Annotated in this window: 13 protein-coding genes; 10 read left to right on the top strand and 3 right to left on the bottom strand. The window is 62.2% G+C overall.

The window, feature by feature from the left end:
- Positions 1-36 precede the first annotated feature (36 nt).
- The 3 genes from M5J06_RS05620 to M5J06_RS05610 are packed head-to-tail and all read right to left on the bottom strand — an operon-like array spanning position 37 to position 2,473.
- Complete coding sequence (locus tag M5J06_RS05620) at positions 37-603, bottom strand: TetR/AcrR family transcriptional regulator (protein ID WP_070533334.1); 567 nt, start codon at positions 601-603, stop codon at positions 37-39.
- A 35-nt stretch (positions 604-638) separates the two neighbouring features.
- Positions 639-1,328: an ABC transporter ATP-binding protein gene (locus M5J06_RS05615; protein WP_070565448.1), complete on the bottom strand. Its 690-nt coding sequence runs from the start codon at positions 1,326-1,328 to the stop codon at positions 639-641.
- Positions 1,325-2,473: an ABC transporter permease gene (locus tag M5J06_RS05610; protein WP_250224168.1), complete on the bottom strand. Its 1,149-nt coding sequence runs from the start codon at positions 2,471-2,473 to the stop codon at positions 1,325-1,327. Before M5J06_RS05610 ends, M5J06_RS05615 begins: the two co-directional genes overlap by 4 nt.
- Positions 2,474-2,996: 523 nt before the next feature.
- Between M5J06_RS05610 and mraZ the strand changes: the two genes are divergently transcribed.
- The 10 genes from mraZ (at position 2,997) to murG (ending at position 15,960) form a co-directional block, all read left to right on the top strand.
- Entirely contained in the window at positions 2,997-3,431 is a 435-nt protein-coding gene (gene mraZ, locus M5J06_RS05605; protein WP_010190539.1) for a division/cell wall cluster transcriptional repressor MraZ, read from the top strand.
- 174 nt (positions 3,432-3,605) lie between these two features.
- A complete protein-coding gene (rsmH, locus tag M5J06_RS05600; RefSeq protein ID WP_250224167.1) occupies positions 3,606-4,649 on the top strand; it encodes a 16S rRNA (cytosine(1402)-N(4))-methyltransferase RsmH in 1,044 nt (347 codons plus the stop codon).
- A complete protein-coding gene (gene ftsL, locus M5J06_RS05595) occupies positions 4,646-5,482 on the top strand; it encodes a cell division protein FtsL (protein WP_070519849.1) in 837 nt (278 codons plus the stop codon). The genes rsmH and ftsL overlap by 4 nt, the downstream gene beginning before the upstream one ends.
- 325 nt (positions 5,483-5,807) lie before the next feature.
- Positions 5,808-7,676, top strand: coding sequence for a peptidoglycan D,D-transpeptidase FtsI family protein (locus M5J06_RS05590; RefSeq protein WP_250224178.1), 1,869 nt, complete (start codon positions 5,808-5,810; stop codon positions 7,674-7,676).
- 58 nt (positions 7,677-7,734) lie between these two features.
- Positions 7,735-9,288: a UDP-N-acetylmuramoyl-L-alanyl-D-glutamate--2,6-diaminopimelate ligase gene (locus M5J06_RS05585; protein WP_250224166.1), complete on the top strand. Its 1,554-nt coding sequence runs from the start codon at positions 7,735-7,737 to the stop codon at positions 9,286-9,288.
- Positions 9,285-10,820, top strand: a complete 1,536-nt coding sequence (locus tag M5J06_RS05580; protein WP_250224165.1) for a UDP-N-acetylmuramoyl-tripeptide--D-alanyl-D-alanine ligase — start codon at positions 9,285-9,287, stop codon at positions 10,818-10,820. Before M5J06_RS05585 ends, M5J06_RS05580 begins: the two co-directional genes overlap by 4 nt.
- Positions 10,821-10,843: 23 nt before the next feature.
- Positions 10,844-11,956, top strand: a complete 1,113-nt coding sequence (gene mraY / locus M5J06_RS05575) for a phospho-N-acetylmuramoyl-pentapeptide-transferase (protein ID WP_070519857.1) — start codon at positions 10,844-10,846, stop codon at positions 11,954-11,956.
- Entirely contained in the window at positions 11,953-13,344 is a 1,392-nt protein-coding gene (gene murD / locus M5J06_RS05570) for a UDP-N-acetylmuramoyl-L-alanine--D-glutamate ligase (RefSeq protein ID WP_250224164.1), read from the top strand. Before mraY ends, murD begins: the two co-directional genes overlap by 4 nt.
- A gap of 19 nt (positions 13,345-13,363) precedes the next feature.
- Positions 13,364-14,845 carry an FtsW/RodA/SpoVE family cell cycle protein gene (locus M5J06_RS05565; RefSeq protein WP_250224163.1) on the top strand — a complete coding sequence of 494 codons (1,482 nt, stop codon included), beginning with the start codon at positions 13,364-13,366 and terminating at the stop codon, positions 14,843-14,845.
- Positions 14,846-14,874: 29 nt separating this feature from the next.
- Positions 14,875-15,960, top strand: a complete 1,086-nt coding sequence (gene murG / locus M5J06_RS05560) for an undecaprenyldiphospho-muramoylpentapeptide beta-N-acetylglucosaminyltransferase (RefSeq protein WP_250224162.1) — start codon at positions 14,875-14,877, stop codon at positions 15,958-15,960.
- Positions 15,961-15,991 lie beyond the last annotated feature (31 nt).

Raw genomic sequence — 15,991 nt, 5'->3', positions numbered from 1 at the left:
GCTTTAATCCGCGGAGGGCTCTTTTGATGTGGTGGCCTAGGGTAGGATGGCTTCGGCCATTGCGTAGAGGGTTTGCGTTGCGCTGTTGAGCTTTTCCGGTGAGCCGTCCGCCAGCTCAGAGGCGCGGACGATGGCCGCATTGAGCAACGAGATATCTACTGGGGAAACGCCGGGGCAGAACTCGTCAACGATGGAGGCGAATCCGCCATGAGACTTCTGTACTGCCTCGTCAGCAAAGGCCTGGGGGAAGTGCTGTGCGGCGGTCATTAAATGGCCGTGTGCACTATGAATAAAGAGATCGAGCGTGGCGTCGACATAGGCGTGGATGCGCTTCTTAGGCTCCGGGGAGGCTACCTTTATGGCGGCCTCGAGTTGCTCATTCCACGATTGGGTCGCCTGAATAAGCAGCTGTACCAGTAGATCGTGCTGGGATGATACGTATCGATAGATGCTGGGGCGGGCAAGCCCGACTTCTGCGGCAACTTCGGCCAAGGTGGGGACTGCACCATGGCTAGTGATGATCAGCTTTTCGGCAGCCTCGAGCACCGCGCGGTGCTGGACGGCGCGGTGCTCGGCTACTGTCGTTTCAGTGATCTTTGGCATGCGTGTGAGTCTACGTTAAGCTGCGCATTCTTTGCTTATCGCTGGGCGGATGCGGTGGCCGGTGTTAAGCGGCCGTCGACCATCTCATAGACCTTGTCGCAGTGATCGAGAACCTCGTAGTCGTGAGTGACCATGATGCCCGCGACGTTAAAGTCGTGGCATTCTTTTGCCAAGAGCGCAACGATCTCCTGGGAGCGTGCACGATCCAGGGCTGCGGTGGGCTCGTCGACAAGCAGCACCTGGGGGTCGCCAACGAGTGCACGCGCGATGCCAACGCGCTGCCGTTCACCGCCAGACAGGCTTCCTGGGCGGTGCTTGGCGCGGTGCTTCATGCCAACCTTGTCGAGGAGTTCGGTGCTGGAGTAGCGCCCAGTCTTTCCAATGACTTTGCTGGCCAGCTCGAGCTGTTCCTCCGCAGTCAACGCGGAAGGAAGATTTCCGGTGGACTGGAAGACGAAGCCGATGTGGTTGCGGCGGATCTGCGCCAGTTGGGCGTCGCCAAGCTGCACGATGTCCTCGCCCGCGACGAGGACCTGGCCGGAATCGGGCGTCGTCAATGCGCCCGCAACAGCGAGCAGCGTGGACTTGCCGGAACCTGATGGGCCGACCACGGCAACGAATTCGCCGGGATCGATGCTGAGGTTGACGGAATCGAGTGCCTTAACCTGCGAGTCGCCATCGGTGTAGCTGACGGTGACGTCTTTTAGTTCTAAAGCTGGGCTCATCGGTTTTCTCCTAGGGCTGCGAGGGGGTTGGTTCGGGTGACACGGACAACGGCGATGAAAGCGCCGAGCAGACCAGCGACGAAGAGGATGAGTCCGCCACTGATGACGGAACTGAATTCGGTGGCATAAGGCATGGCAGTCTGCTCCAGGAGGCTGCCCAGGCCGACGGCGACAAGCGCACCCGCCAGGATGGACAAGACAAGGATGACGACTGCCTGGCCGAGGCTATCGCGCAACAAGAAACCCTTGGTCGCGCCCATCGCGCGGAGGGTGGCGATATTGCCGGCCCGCTGAATGGTCCACACGAGGAAGAAGGCGCCAGTCACGAGTGCGGCGATGACGTACAGGAACCACGTGATCATGGATAAGGTCATCATCTCGGCGGTGTAGCCGGGGGAGGAGTCGAAGCTTTCCTTGAGGGTTCGAACATCCAGGCCGGACTGTTCCGAGAGGGCCTCGGTGTCCGGCTTGTCTGACGTGCGGGCGACGATGACGGAGAGTTCGTCATAAGCGTCTGGGTTCACGGCTTCGCCGTGGCGACCGCCAGCGTGGATCTCTTGCCAGATGTCGAGCGGAAGGTAGGCCACGTCCACGTGTCCGAAGGTGCGTTGGTTATCGGTAAACCCAACGACATTCAGCGGGATATCCAAGCGATCGAGCGTGATGGTGTCGCCGACCTCGATGCCCTCATCGTGCAGGGTGGAGGAGACGATGATGTCGTGCTTGGTGTTGCTGGGCTGGCCGTCGACCCGGTTGGTGTCAAGTGCGGGCAAACCTGCCGGTGCCACGAAGGAGTCCGGTTCTACTCCCAGCAGGGTCAGGTCCACTGCCGTGCCGTTTTGGTTATGGGCATTGGCGATGGTCAGGCCAAGAGGAGCGGCTTCTTCCACGCCGTCGTGCTGAGCGAAGGACTCGCTATCAGAGGCATCGACAACCGAGCGGGTGAAAGCTGAGTCTTTCTGGGTGCCGTCGGCGAAAGCGACGACGTCGGCATCCATTGCTTTTAGTCCGGAGACGCCGTCGTTGACCAAACCTGCTGTGAGGCCGGAGATGATGACGACGAGCATGGACATGAGGGCAAGGACAACGCCCATGAGGATGAATCGGGTACGCGCGAAGAGCATCTCGCGCCAAGCTAGATACATAGGGGATCTTCCTAGTGGGTGAAGAAAACTAATGGAGCGCCATCCCGTGGTTCTCAAGATGGCAACACACTGTTTCTATCATAGGAACGCGGCGTTTCTAAAAAGGGAGGCGGTGGTGGCGGCGCTTTTGGTCGCTTTCCCTCAATTCCCCACTTTCACCCACTGCGTGTGGGCTGGGGGCTGGAGCCTGGGTGCCGCTGGCGGTTTTGTTGGGGTGGGGCGGGCAAAGTTGCAGGATTCTGGGGCTGGTGAGGAGATTTAGTTTCTAAGGGGTGGAAGTTGCGTGGGTGATTGCCCGGGGAGGGTCCCTACTTTAGCGGTATGTCAAGGGGGCGCCGGGAAAACTTCCCACCGGAAAAACATCCTTTTATCTGGGGATTTATTGTGACACGCGGGAGGGTGGGGTGCTAAAGGTGTTGGTGGTGGGGGAAAGTGGGGTAGAGTGGGGCGCAGCGGAGGAGAGTTGTTCTCTTGTCGCGAGAGGAATCCGGAGTTTTCGAGTGACAGGAAGGTGGACCCGGGGATGTTTCTCGGCACCTACACTCCCAAGCTCGATGACAAAGGGCGGCTTACGCTTCCAGCGAAGTTTCGCGAAGAACTGGCCGGTGGCCTCATGGTCACCAAGGGGCAGGATCACTCGCTTGCGGTGTACCCGCGCGAGGAGTTCGCGGCACGAGCCAGGAAGGCTGCGGCTGTGTCTCGTACCAACCCGGACGCACGTGCGTTCATCCGTAACTTGGCAGCGAGTGCGGACGAGCAGCGTCCCGATGGGCACGGGCGTATCACGCTGTCTGCAGGCCACCGTGAGTACGCAAACCTGACGAAGGAATGCGTGGTTGTGGGCTCGGTCGACTTCCTCGAAATCTGGGACGCAGCCGCATGGGCTGAATACCAGGCGCAAACTGAAGACGCTTACTCGGCGGCAGACGCCGATGACGTACTTGCCGGACTGCTTTAGGGCTAGCCCGGTGCACCGAGAGTGCGTGTACGGACTCTGCCCGAGGAGGATGAGCTGGTGTACTTCCCCGACATCAGAACCCTTCCTCGGACAGGGCCCTATACGCACTCGATTTTTTATCGACCACATCAGACAGCAGCCTCAGGCGCCTGAACGGAAAGGGGGACAGCAGCTGTGGACCGCAATGGCACTATTACCTACGACGTGAATGACAACCATGGCCATGTCCCCGTCATGCGTGCGCGCATGGCTCAGCTGCTCGCCCCAGCGGTTGAAGCGGCAGGGGAGAACGCAGTGATTGTCGACGGCACCCTCGGCGCCGGCGGCCACAGCGAGTACTTCCTCAACTGCTTTCCCGCCGCACGCATCATTGGCGTGGATCGTGACTCCGCCTCCTTGAGCAATGCTTCTCGCCGTCTCAGTCCCTTCGCTGACCGCTTCGTCGCCGTCAACGCGCGTTTCGACGAGGTAGGAAGCGCCGTTGCGCAGGGCGAGCACGAAATCTTTTCTATCGCGCGGGAGCACGGCATTGCCGGGGCGCTGTTTGATCTTGGCGTGTCATCCATGCAGCTCGATCAGGTCGACCGCGGATTTGCGTACAAGACCGACGCGCCGCTGGATATGCGCATGGACCCACGCCAGGAAATGACGGCCGCCGACATTCTGAATACGTATAGTCACGGCGAGCTTGCCCGCATCCTCAAAACTTATGGTGATGAGCGCTTCGCCGGCAAGATTGCGTCCGCTGTGCTCAAAGAAAGGGAAAAGGAACCTTTCAGCAATTCCGCGCGATTAGTTGAGCTGTTGTACGCCGCTATCCCGGCGGCAACTCGCCGCACCGGCGGCCACCCTGCGAAGCGAACCTTCCAGGCTTTGCGCGTCGAGGTCAACCGCGAGCTTGAAGCGATTGAGCAGGTTATCCCCGTAATCACGGATGCCCTGTCCGTTGGTGGGCGCGCGGTGTTCATGAGCTACCAGTCGCTCGAAGATCGCATCGTCAAGCATGCCTTCACCAAACTCAGCACCTCGACCACACCGGCGGGCCTGCCCATGGATCTCCCGGGCACCGCGGCGCACTACTCCATTGTGACGCGTGGGGCCGAGAAGGCGAGCAAGGAAGAGATTGCGGAGAACCCGCGGGCGGCATCCGTCCGGGTGCGCGCTCTCGAGCGTCTTGAAGGGACCCCGTCTTTTCATGAACCGGGAGGTAGGCCATGACGTTGAGAGACCGCACTGCACAGGCAACCGACCGCCGCGACCACGAGAGGACCCACACCATGGGCGCTAGCCGCGATTTCACTACTGGAGCCGACGTCTCGGGGCAGGGGACCGCACTGCTTGAGCGGGGTCGCCGTACCACGCCGCTGCCCAGCCGCACTCCGCATCGCGGCACAGTGCCCTCACGACGGGGTGCAACCAGCCTGCGGGGAAACCGCCTTGGGTCGAAGCAGGTAGTGAGTAATCGTGGGCGCCGTGTTGTGCAGCCCACTCGGGTCACTGGTCTTTTCGCCCGCCTGTCCTTCATTGCCATCGGCCTACTTATCGCTGGTGTGGCTGCGGCCATGTGGCTTTCGGGCTTGTCGACGTCCCAGACTTTCAAGATTCAGGAGCTTACCGCCCAGGAATCCACGCTGGATAACCAGCTAGAAACTCTCAACCGAGACTTGGAAAATGTTCGCTCCGCCTCCGATGTTGCCCGCCGTGCCCACGAAGCCAAGATGGGTATCCCGGTCCAGCCGGGCGTTGTGGAAGTCGGTCCGGACGGCAACGTGGAACAAAAGCGTGAGGCAACTCCGGATATGGAATCGGTCATCGATGTCAACGGCGAGCCGGTCCGCCCGGGACAGGCTTCCAGTGACCCGAACGCGACCGCCAACATGTCCGACAACCTGAACGCCCGCCCGAATCTCAACGGAAGGCAGGGCGAGCGTGAGAGCTCTTCCCCGAATGATTCACGTTCGGGAGACAACTCCGAGGGAGGTCAGTCGGGTGAAGGAAACGTAGAGCTGCCGGACATCCCAGCTCAGGCTCCTTACGCCGCTCGGGGGTAGAATCCCTTCCCGCTCCGCGCGTGCCTGCGTGGACGGGCGGCGATCATAGGGCACAATTCGGGATGAGTTCATCTCCACCCCCGCACCAGTGGGGCACGATGTTTAGCTGTTCAAATACCCATCCTCGCTGCAGATAGAAAGGTGACGTGTGACCCCACCACACTCAGGTGGCCGGCGCCCGAGGCGCGTTTCCGCCGCCCGTGCCGCCCAACCGCGCGGTACCTCTCACCAACCACGGCAGCGTTACGACGCCGACCGCGTCGTTCCCGCGACCCGTTCCCGAAACCCGCGTACCGGCAAGCCGTTTATGAGCCAGCAAAAGACGATGCACCGTCGCGTTCATGTCATTGCGGCGGTACTACTCGTCGTCATGCTGGCGTGGATGGGGCGCCTCGCATGGGTGCAGATCGTGTGGGGCCCAGACTTGGCAGCGAAGGCCGCAGAACAGCGAACTCGTGTTTATGTGGATACCGCTGGGCGTGGCGAGATTCTTGCTCGCGATGGCCAGCGTTTGGCCTACACCATGCGCGCTCGGTCCTTGACTGTGTCACCGACCCGCCTGCGCGATGAGCTTCGTGAACAGGAAGAGCAGAAGGCCTCCGACGAGGCCGAGTTTGCGTCCCTAGCGCCCGACGCAAAGAAGACCTACCTCGACGACAAGGTGACTGAGAGGCTCACCGACATGTCGAAGGGAATCCCGGACAAGCTGAAGGAAGCGGGCATCGACGCCGGGGACGTGGATTCGGAGCAGATCATGGATAAGCTCCGCGCCGATACCCAGTACGAGGTTCTCGTGCGCAACGTCGACCCGGATGTCGCGGTAGCCATCGCTGAGGAATACCACGGCCTGGCTGCCGATGAACAGCAAATCCGCCAGTACCCCAACGGATCGATCGCTGAGAACGTCATTGGCAAGGTATCCATGGATGGCCAGGGACAATTCGGTTTCGAAGCTTCCGGAGATACCACACTCACGGGAATCGATGGCAGCTCGACGGAAGACGTTTCCGCCAGCGGCCAGGTCATCCCAGGTACTCTCCGCGATCAGGTGCCCACCACCGACGGCAAGAACGTGACGCTGACGCTGGATCTCGACTTGCAGACTTACGTGCAACAAAAGCTGGAGAAGGCGAAGGCCAACTCGAAGGCGAAGAGCGCCGAGGCAGTCGTCTTGGACGCAGCTACCGGCCAGGTTTTGGCGATGGCAAATACTGGAACGGTTGATCCGAACAAGGACATCGAAAAGCAGCTGGACAAGGATAAGACCTTCGATAACCTTGCTGTCTCGCACCCCTTCGAGCCGGGCTCGGTGGCAAAGATCATCACCGCCGCAGCAGCCATTGAAGAGGGTCTTACTGACCCCAATGAGGTTCTGCAGGTGCCCGGTTCCATCGACATGGCCGGCGTGACTGTGAACGATGCCTGGCCGCACGGCGTCGAGCCCTACACCACGACTGGCGTCTTCGGTAAGTCATCGAACGTGGGAACGCTGATGTTGGCGGATCGACTCGGACAAGATAAGTATGCCGACTACCTGAAGAAGTTCGGCCTCGGCCAGACGACCGGCATCGAGCTGCCCAACGAGTCCCCGGGACTTGTTCCCGATCGCTCGCAGTGGTCGGGCGGAACGTTCGCTAACCTGCCCATCGGCCAGGGCCAATCATGGACCGCCTTGCAATTGGCATCTATTTACCAGGCCCTGGCCAATGATGGTGAGCGCATCGAGCCGCGCATCATTGACTCGATTACAGCGCCGGACGGAACGAAGGAAGAGCTGGAGGAGCCCGAGACCACCCGCGTGGTCAGCGCCGAAACCGCGCGCACAGTCGTGGATATGTTCCGAGCCGTTTTCCAGGATGACCCGCAGGGCATTAACAACGGTACCGCCGGAAATGCCAATATCGAGGGCTATCAGCTCTCCGGCAAGACCGGTACCGCGCAGAAAGTCGATGAGGAAACTGGGGCTTATTCCAATTCCAAGTACTGGATCACGTTTGCGGGCGTTGCGCCTGCCGACGACCCCCGCTTCGTCGTCGCCGTCATGCTTGATGAACCTGAATCCGGTGTCAACGACGACGGATCCGGCGGTCAATCCGCGGCCCCCGTATTCAGCGATATTGCATCCTGGTTGCTAGACCGCGACAATATCCCGCCCTCCCCGCCAGCACCGAAACTGACCTTGCGTGCTGAGTAAGAGCAACAGCGCCGATAGATACACCTAGAGCACAGAAGAACAGAGAAGAGGAAGCATCGTGACAAGCAGCACCAGCCTTGAGCGCCTAGCAGAGATTTCTGGGGGCACGGTGATCGGGGATGCCTCGATCACCGTGGGGGTCTGTGGATTGAATTCTGCGACGCTGCCGCCCGGTGGCCTGTTCGCGGCGCTTCCTGGAACACGCGTACATGGCGCGAAGTTCGCCGCAGATACCGCTGCGGCTGCCATTCTCACGGATGCCGAAGGCCAGCGTATTCTCGTCGAAGCAGGGGAGTCGCGGCCGATTCTCGTGGTGGAGGATATCCGCGCCATCCTCGGTACCGTCTCTGCCGAGATTTATGGCCATCCCACGCAAAAGCTCACCATCCTCGGCGTGACGGGCACCTCCGGTAAAACTACGACGAGTTACCTCCTTGAGGCGGGGCTGTTGCACGCAGGCTATTCGGTCGGTCTCATCGGCACGACGGGCACTCGCATCAACCGCGAGCCGGTCCCGACCTCCCTGACCACTCCGGAGGCGCCGACCTTGCAGGAGCTTTTTGCGCGAATGGTTTCCGAGGGTGTCACGCACGTCGTGATGGAGGTGTCCTCCCACGCGCTTTCCTTGGGGCGAGTTCAAGGCACACACTTCAACGTGGGCGGATTTACCAACCTGAGCCAGGACCACCTGGACTTCCACCCGACAATGGAGGACTATTTCGAGGCCAAGGCCATGCTTTTCGACGGCCCCCAAGCCGCCGACCGTTCAGTGATTTGCATCGATGACGAATGGGGGCGTCGCATGGCGCAGCGGGCAGCTGCACGCCCGGTGATTCAGGTGTCGACGGGTTCGGAGGCTCGCGAGGCTGATATCACTGGCCGCCAGCTCAGCACCGAGGTCACCGGTGCACAGCAGGTGGAACTCAAGGTCGCCTCTGGTGAGCAGGCCGGTACTTATGAATTCCGCCTGCCCATGCCGGGCACCTTCAACATTGCCAATGCGGCACTCGCGACGGGAATGGCCGCCGCTGTGGGAGTCGAGCCACGAGTTTTCCTCGAAGGAGTCGAAAAGGTGGCGGTCCCAGGCCGCATGGAGCGCATCGACCGCGGCCAAGACTTTGTCGCCGTGGTTGACTACGCACACAAGCCGGCTGCAATCGCGGCCGTGCTGGACACCCTGCGTACGCAGTTGGACGGCAGCGCGGGCCGCATCGGCATCGTCGTTGGCGCAGGTGGCGACCGTGACTCTTCCAAGCGCCCGCTTATGGGCGCGGCGGCCGCGAATGGCGCCGACCTTGTTGTCGTCACCGACGACAATCCCCGAACCGAAGACCCGGCCGCCATCCGCGCTGCCGTGCTGGCGGGAGCCCGCGAGGCGAACCCGTCGGCCGATATTCGAGAAGTTGGCTCCCGCGCCGAGGCCATCGATGAGGTCGTGACGTGGGCGCAGCCGGGTGATGCTGTCATCGTCGTCGGCAAGGGCCATGAGGTAGGACAGTTGATTGGCGATACCGTTCATCACTTCGATGACCGCGAGGAGATGGCTCGCGCCCTTGATGCCATGGCCACTGCGACTACCCTGAGTAACGAAGAATCCAAGGAGCAAGCATGATTGCGTTAAGCCTCGCTGAGATCGCTCAGATCACGGGCGGCCGCCTGGATAATGTCAACGATCCAGATACCCGAGTGACTGGGTTCGTCGAATTCGATTCTCGTAAGGTCACCCCGGGCGGTCTCTTTGTGGCGCTGCCCGGCGCTCGGGTAGATGGGCACGACTTTGCCAACACCGCGATTGACAAAGGGGCCGCGGCTGTTTTGGCGGCGCGGCCGGTGGGCGTTCCGGCGATCGTCGTCGAGCCGCACGGGCGCGTCGAAGGCGACGGTGCCAATGCGGACATTTATGCCAATGATGCCGATGGCTCCGCCGCGGCCGTCGTTGAAGCACTCTCCGCGCTCGCCCGAGCAGTAACCCAGCGGCTTGCAGCCGAACAGGAGCTCACCATTGTGGGCGTTACTGGTTCGGCAGGAAAGACGTCCACCAAAGACCTGATAGCCACTATCTTCCGTGAGGTGGGGGAGACCGTTGCCCCGCCAGGCTCCTTCAACAATGAAATTGGTCTGCCTTATACGGCCCTGCGCTGCGATGAGCACACGCGCTACCTCGTGGCGGAGATGTCGGCCCGCGGCATTGGACACATCCGGCACCTGACCAACATCACCGCGCCGCGCGTCGGCGTTGTTCTCAACGTCGGCACAGCACACCTTGGTGAGTTTGGGTCGCGTGAAAACATCGCGAAGGCCAAAGGAGAACTCGTAGAAGCACTGCCGAAGGCCGAAGACGGCGGCGTGGCCGTTCTCAACGCCGATGATCCTTTCGTCGCTGCGATGGCTCCCCGCACGGCGGCCAAGGTGGTGTACTACTCCACGGAAAACCGCCGCGGAGGCGCACCGGCAGCGCAGTATTACGCCACCGATATCGAACTCGATGACGTCGCCCGTCCCTCCTTTACCTTGCATAGCCCGGATGCGGAGCCCGTTGCCGTGAAGCTGCAGGTCTTTGGCTCCCACCAGGTATCCAACGCGCTTGCCGCTGCGGCCGCAGCGATCGAGCTCGGGGTATCGGCCGCCACCGTGGCTGCTGCGTTGTCTGGGCATCGCCTCGCCTCCGAGCACCGCATGGACGTGCGTACACGCCGCGATGGCGTCACTGTCATCGATGACTCCTATAACGCTAACCCGGACTCGATGCGCGCGGCGATCGCCGCCTTGGCCTATACCGCCGCCGCGCGCCCCGATGCTCGTGCCATCGCGGTGCTGGGGGAGATGGGAGAACTCGGCGGCGATGCGGAAAAATCTCACCGCCAGCTCGGTGAGATTTTGGCCAAATACCACGTGGAGCACTTAGTAGCAGTCGGGGAGAATCCCAACTGCCGGGCAATGGCCAAGGCTGCCATGCAGCAGGGTATAAATACAGTGGTGTGCGCCGATGCCGCGGCGGCTGCAAAGGCTGTCGACGGCATTCTGCGCGTGGCCCCGGCAGGGGTCGATGATTGGGCTAGCCGTAGCGTTAAGGACGTGGTCTTGATTAAGGCCTCCAATGCCCAACGTCTTTGGTTGGTCGCGGAACAGCTGAACAACAGCTAGCCGCTAGAAAGGACTTCAAGCTCGTGACTCAGATCATCATCGCTGGTGCGGTTAGCTTCCTCGTGGCGATCTTTACCACCCCGGTTCTTATCCGGTACTTTTCCGACACTGGCCGCGGACAGGAGATCCGTGAAGACGGTCCCAAGTCCCACCTGCGCAAGCGCGGTACGCCGACGATGGGTGGACTCGCCATCCTGGCCGGCATCCTTGTGGCCTATCTCGTTGCCAGCATCTACGGGCTCCTGACGGGGCATGAGGGCTTCACCGCGTCGGGTCTCCTCGTTCTTGGTTTGACGCTGGGACTTGGCGCAGTGGGGTTTGCGGATGACTTCATCAAGCTCTTCCGGCACCGCAATCTCGGCCTCAACAAGACCGCAAAGCTCGTCAGCCAGCTCGTGCTGGCGCTGCTCTTCGGCTTCTTTGTTCTGCGCTTCCCCAATGATGATGGCCTGACCCCCGGCTCCACGAAGCTGTCCTTTATCCGTGACCTGAAGACTTTTGACCTCGCCGTCGGCGGCACCGTGATCGGAACCATCGTGTTCTTGATCTTCATGTACATCCTCATCGCGGCGTGGTCGAACGCCGTCAACCTCACCGATGGCCTCGACGGGCTTGCGGCCGGTGTCACGGCCATCGTCATGGGCTCCTACTCGCTGATGACTTTCTGGCAATTCCGGTACTCCTGTGCCACCAACTTCGCCGCTGGTTGCTACCAAGTGCGCGATCCCCTCGATCTGGCCGTACTCGCGGCTGCGGGCTTGGGCGGTTGCCTTGGATTCCTGTGGTGGAACGCCGCCCCGGCAAAGATCTTCATGGGAGACACCGGCTCCCTGGCGCTGGGTGGTCTGGTCGCCGGCATCTCCGTCACCAGCCGCACCGAGCTGCTCATGATCATCATCGGCGCGCTCTTCGTCATCGAGACGGTGTCCGTTGTCATCCAAATCGTGGTCTTCCACTCCACCGGCAAGCGTTTCTTCCGTATGGCTCCGATCCACCACCACTTCGAGAATGGTGGCTGGGCAGAAACAGCCGTCGTCGTCCGTTTCTGGTTGCTGGCCGCCATGGCGGCTATGGCCGGCGTCGCCATCTTCTACGGTGATTGGCTGACCGCTGCGGGCATTGGAGTTGGAGCATGACGCGTCCAGGATTTCTTTCCGGCCGTGTCCTTATCGCCGGCGCAGGCGTATCTGGTCGCGGTTGCGCGGCGGTCTTGGCCAGCTTAGGCGTGGACCTCACGGTGGCTGACGGCAATGCGGAATCCCGCAACCGCATCGCCTCCGAGCTGGGCGTCGCTGCCGTAGACACGGCTGCGGCCGACCTTTCGGAGTACTCGCTCGTCGTGACTTCACCAGGATGGCGCCCCGACTCGCCGTTGCTCGTCGCGGCCGCTTCCCAAGGACTTGAGGTCATCGGCGATGTTGAGCTGGCTTACCGCCTCGACCGCGCAGAGGTCTTCGGCGCCCCTCGCCGCTGGCTCGCGATAACCGGTACGAACGGCAAGACCACGACGACCGGCATGCTCGCCGCCATCATGGCTGCCGACGAGCAGCGCTCCGACCAGCGCGCACTAGCGGTAGGCAATATCGGCGTCTCGTCCTTTGATGCCCTGGCCGCTGAGCCCCGCGTGGACATCCTCGTGGCGGAGCTGTCCTCTTTCCAACTGCACTGGTCCTCCCAGCTGCGCCCGGAGGTGGGAGCGCTGCTCAACCTCGCCGATGACCACCTGGATTGGCACGGTTCCTTCGACGCCTACGCCGCCGACAAAGCCAAGATCCTGCGCGGGCAGCACGCCGTCTACGGCAAAGATGACGAGCACGTTGTAGCTCTCGCTTCCTCGATTCCGGAAGCGACTGCCTTTAGCCACGCCGAGCCCGCTGCGGGTGAGGTGGGAGTTAGCGCTGGAAGCCTCGTGGTGAACGAGGTCGCTGGGATGAAAGCCGCCGTCGTCGAGGACGTCACCACCATCCAGCCCGCCGGCTTAGCCGGGGTGCTGGACGCTGCCGCTGCGTCTGCAGTTGCCGGTCTCGCCGGTGCGCGCCCCGAGTCCATCGCCGAAGGCCTCGCCTCCTATGTGGTGGCGGGGCACCGCGGAGAGGTCGTTCACCGCCACTCTGGCGTGACCTATATCGATAATTCAAAGGCCACGAACCCGCACGCCGCGGAGGTAGCCATGCGTGGTCTCGACTCCGTGGTGTGGGTCGCCGGCGGTCAGCTCAAAGGCGCCGACGTTTCGGACCTACTGTGCACCCACGCGGCGCGGTTGAAGGCGGCGGTTCTGGTGGGCGTCGACAAGCATGTGCTTGCCCAAGCCCTAGCAAAGGAAGCGCCGCACGTCCCCGTCATCATCGTGGATAGCCACGACCCAGAAGCAGCAATGGAGCAGGCAGTTGCCGCCGCCGTGCAACACGCCGAGGCCGGCGATACCGTACTTTTGGCGCCCGCTGCGGCATCGTTGGACATGTACACCGGAATGAGCCAGCGCGGCGACATCTTTGCCGCCGCTGCCCGCCGTCTCGCCCGCTAGCTAGGAGCACCCAGAAGCCGTGACTGCCACCAGCACCCAGAAGCCACCACGCACGCTGGGACACCACCTGCGTGATCTCCGTGAGCGCCTGCGCGCTTATCCCGGGCTCGATTACTTGGTGCTGCGTATTGCCATCTTTTCACTCATTGGCATTGGCGTGCTCATGGCCTTTTCCTCGTCGATGGCGACGTCCCTTTCAGAAAGCGATAGCCCGTGGTCAGCCGCCCTACGCCAGTGCGTGCTCGTCGTCGCCGGCCTCATTGTGTTCTGGATTGGCCTGCGCATGTCACCACGCACGCTGCGGGCGCTCGTGCCCTGGTTCTTGGGGCTGTCCATCCTGCTTCTCATCCTCGTCCTCGTTCCCGGGATCGGTACTGGCCGCGCGGAGGTCGGTTCGCAGTCATGGATCATGCTGCCGGGAGGCGTGGCCTTCCAGCCTTCAGAGTTCGCGCGTGTGGCTGTGGGCATGTACGGTGCCTCGGCCCTGGCGGATAAGACGCACCGTTCGATGCGTCTGACGGATCCATTCATGATGTACTCCATCATCGCCGGCATCATGTTCGTACTTATCGTTGCCCAGGGTGACTTGGGCATGGGCGTATCCTTTGCTCTCATCGTCGTCTTCACCCTGGTTTTCGCAGGCGTGGATTGGCGCGTTCCTACCGTCGTCGGTGTCTTCGGCGCTATCGGCATGATCACCGTTTTCCTAGCCGGTGGCTTCCGCTCGCACCGCTTTCACACCTACTTCGATGCCTTGCGCGGAAACATTGAGGACACGCAAGGTACAGGTTTCCAGGCTTACCAGGGCTTCCTTTCGCTTGCCGACGGCGGCTTCTGGGGCGTGGGACTCGGCCAATCGCGCGCTAAGTGGTTCTACCTCCCAGAAGCGAAGAATGACTTCGTCTTCGCCATCATTGGCGAGGAACTGGGTCTATGGGGCGGTGCCATGGTCATCGGGCTTTTTGCCGTGCTGGGCTATTTTGGGTTGCGTACCGCAACCCGCGCGCAGGATCAGTTCCAGTCCCTGCTGGCCGCCACGTTGGCGGTCGGTGTTGTCGTGCAAGCATTCATCAACATTGGCTACGTCATCGGCGTGCTGCCGGTGACAGGTATTCAGCTGCCGATGATTTCCGCGGGCGGTACGGCTGCGGTGATTACGATCGGTTCGATGGGTCTGCTGTGCAACGTGGCGCGCCATGAGCCGCTCCAAGTGTCCGCGATGCAGAACTTCGGCCGCCCGCTCTTCGACCGCATTTTCTTCATCCCCGAGCCGACGCCGCCCAACGAGCGCCGCGGCGGAGCCCACCGAGCCCCGCGCGAACGCGCGCAGGGCAAGCACCCTCAGCGCGTGCGCCGCGAGCACTCCCAACGACAGGTGGAGCGCAGCCGCGAGGAAAGGTTTGGCCGCGCTGTGACGGGGCGCTCGCCGCGTGCGCAGGTACCGCGTGAGGAGCAGCGGCGGGAGTACCGCCGAGAGCGTCGGCGCGGCGAGCGTCGGTAGGGCGGGGCCGCGCTGGTAGCGTGTAGAGCATGAATGACACGCCGATTTCCGTCGTTATCGCAGGTGGCGGCACTGCCGGTCACATTGAACCCGCGCTCGCGGTGGGGGAGGAGCTCCGCTTGCGCCACGGCGCGCGGGTGACCGCATTGGGAACCCCGCGTGGTTTAGAGCGCGACATCGTGCCGGAGCGCGGAGTCGATTTGCGCATGATTACTCCCGTCCCGGTCCCGCGCAAGGTCAACGCCGATGCCGCGAAGCTGCCGTGGCGGGTCCTCAAGTCTGTCCGGGAAACCCGCGCGGTGCTCAAAGACGTTGGGGCCAACGTTGTGTTTGGAACCGGCGGCTATGTCGCCGCCCCGGCCTATTTGGCGGCCAAGTCCTTAGGCATTCCGTTCTTCGTTCTCGAAACCAATGCCCTGGCCGGCATGGCGAACAAGTTAGGCGTGCGTTTGGGCGGCACGGGCATTAACGCGCAAGAAGGTTCTGGGATGCCCGGGGATGTCTTGGGCATCCCCGTGCGGCCGGGCATGGGGGAGGACCCCGACGGCGCAAAGGCGGCAGCTGCTCGCCAGAACTGGAACCTGGACGCACATCGCCCGACCATCGTGGTGACCGGCGGTTCGCAGGGCGCGGTGAGCATCAACACTGCCGTGGCCGGCGCACTCGAAGACCTGTGCCGGGATTTTCAAGTGCTGCATGCTTATGGCAAGAAGAACGAGGCGCAGGCTGGGCGCGAACACTACACGGCGGTGCCTTATATCGATGACATGGCTGGCGCGCTCGCGGTTGCTGACCTCATGGTGTGCCGCTCCGGTGCAATGACCGTGGCCGAGGTTTCCGCCGCCGGTCTACCCGCGCTCTACGTGCCGCTGCCGCACGGCAATGGCGAGCAAGCGCTGAACTCGCGGGCATTGGTGGAGGCGGGGGCCGCGGTCCAGATTCCGGACGCCGAGTTGACCTCGGAGCGCCTTATCAGAGAAGTTCGCGCTATTCTTGACCACCCCGAGGCCCTGGCAGCCATGCGTGCCGCTGCCGATGCCAGCGAGGCCGGCGACGTTGCGGCTGTCATCGCTGACCGCATCGCGCAACGCGTCGCCGCCGGCGTCCGCGATTAGGCGCACAGTACAGGTTTATTAAAGAAGGATT

This window comes from Corynebacterium intestinale, from assembly GCF_023574125.1.
GTDB lineage: Bacteria > Actinomycetota > Actinomycetes > Mycobacteriales > Mycobacteriaceae > Corynebacterium > Corynebacterium hesseae.
This window is presented reverse-complemented; position numbering and strand designations above follow the sequence as displayed.

Excerpts from the sequence above, each read along its gene's own strand:
- ftsL (WP_070519849.1), top strand. The coding sequence starts at position 4,646 with ATGACGTTGAGAGACCGCACTGCACAGGCAACCGACCGCCGCGACCAC.
- murD (WP_250224164.1), top strand. The coding sequence starts at position 11,953 with ATGACGCGTCCAGGATTTCTTTCCGGCCGTGTCCTTATCGCCGGCGCA.
- mraZ (WP_010190539.1), top strand. The coding sequence starts at position 2,997 with ATGTTTCTCGGCACCTACACTCCCAAGCTCGATGACAAAGGGCGGCTT.
- murG (WP_250224162.1), top strand. The coding sequence starts at position 14,875 with ATGAATGACACGCCGATTTCCGTCGTTATCGCAGGTGGCGGCACTGCC.
- M5J06_RS05620 (WP_070533334.1), bottom strand. The coding sequence starts at position 603 with ATGCCAAAGATCACTGAAACGACAGTAGCCGAGCACCGCGCCGTCCAG.
- M5J06_RS05610 (WP_250224168.1), bottom strand. The coding sequence starts at position 2,473 with ATGTATCTAGCTTGGCGCGAGATGCTCTTCGCGCGTACCCGATTCATC.
- M5J06_RS05590 (WP_250224178.1), top strand. The coding sequence starts at position 5,808 with ATGCACCGTCGCGTTCATGTCATTGCGGCGGTACTACTCGTCGTCATG.
- M5J06_RS05580 (WP_250224165.1), top strand. The coding sequence starts at position 9,285 with ATGATTGCGTTAAGCCTCGCTGAGATCGCTCAGATCACGGGCGGCCGC.
- M5J06_RS05615 (WP_070565448.1), bottom strand. The coding sequence starts at position 1,328 with ATGAGCCCAGCTTTAGAACTAAAAGACGTCACCGTCAGCTACACCGAT.